Origin of the sequence: Acinetobacter sp. SwsAc5, assembly GCF_013391485.1 — a bacterium.
GTDB lineage: Bacteria > Pseudomonadota > Gammaproteobacteria > Pseudomonadales > Moraxellaceae > Acinetobacter > Acinetobacter towneri.
On sequence record NZ_JACAXD010000075.1, the window covers coordinates 1 to 751 of the forward strand.

The following is a 751-nucleotide window of genomic DNA, read 5'->3' on the forward strand; positions in this document are numbered from 1 at the left end:
GTTTTACTATGACCAGCTACCACAACAAAATAAGGTAGCTTAACTAGAGCAGAATATCACTTATAAATAAGCTTTTAGTTGTTCAAACAAGTGGGACCACCTCTAACATATTGCTGATGCTGAATCTCCTATATTTGAACCTAGCTCAAATGGTATTGAATTTCAGGACACAGTTAAGCCGCAAGAAGATGAATCTGTGATCATTAAAAATCACATCAATGCGTTCTTAAACACGAATCTCAAAGAAATTTTAGATAGCAATCAAGTGACTGAGTTAGTCGTGATTGGTGCTATGACGCATATGTGTGTTGATGCTGCTGTTCGTGCTGCTTCTGATTTTGGTTATAAGGTAAAAGTTATTCATGACGCTTGTGCAACACTAGACCTGGAATTTAATGGCGTTAAAGTACCTGCTGGTCATGTCCATGCAACATTAATGGCCGCTTTTGAATTTGCATATGCTCAAGTGATATCAACTGAAGATTATGTTAGCTAACGATGGCACTGTTGCAAATAGTGATTTGAGTCGATGCCTATAAATTGATTTCGTTTTGGTTTCACAATAGTTTTCTATTGACTGCAAAATGGTTGTAATTTGCAACTACTTAATCAAAGATTATCTACTAGGACTTACGCATTGACGGATTCAAAAAAGTATTAAAATACTTTATAAAGTATCTGTGATCAGACGAATTAAACATGCTTCTACAGCAACTTGTACATTACCCATTTATATGGGCTTTCTCATGAC

General features: G+C 35.7%; 1 protein-coding gene. It reads left to right on the forward strand.

Features of this window, described 5'->3' with window-relative positions; translation table 11 throughout:
- The first annotated feature begins 130 nt into the window (after nucleotides 1–130).
- Nucleotides 131–496: an isochorismatase family protein gene (locus HYG89_RS15910; protein ID WP_372595717.1), complete on the forward strand. Its 366-nt coding sequence runs from the start codon at nucleotides 131–133 to the stop codon at nucleotides 494–496.
- Nucleotides 497–751: the final 255 nt, after the last annotated feature.